At 56.8% G+C, this 266-nt stretch carries 1 protein-coding gene; it reads left to right on the plus strand.

The window, feature by feature from the left end; translation table 11 throughout:
• Nucleotides 1-16: 16 nt before the first annotated feature.
• Nucleotides 17-266, plus strand: a 250-nt coding sequence (locus P792_RS36310) for a HigA family addiction module antitoxin (protein WP_200863445.1), incomplete at its 3' end; no start/stop codon positions are given.

The following is a 266-nucleotide window of genomic DNA, read 5'->3' on the forward strand; positions in this document are numbered from 1 at the left end:
TACCATGGCGCTTAAGATGCATAGCTCGCTAGCAGTCCATGTCGGAGACTGGATCAAAACTGAGCTTCTTGAGCCTCAAGATATCAGGATCAACACTGTCGCCGAGCATCTGGGCGTTTCCCGTCAGGCGATCAGCGCCCTTCTGAATGGGAGGTGTGGGCTCACCGCGGAGATGGCGATCCGCTTTGAAAAGGCCTTTGGCGTACGCGCCGAAACGCTGATGCGCATGCAGAGCACCTTCGACCTTGCCCAGGCCAGAGCACATA

This window comes from Asaia sp. SF2.1 (assembly GCF_000505765.1).
In the GTDB taxonomy this organism is placed as follows: domain Bacteria; phylum Pseudomonadota; class Alphaproteobacteria; order Acetobacterales; family Acetobacteraceae; genus Asaia; species Asaia bogorensis.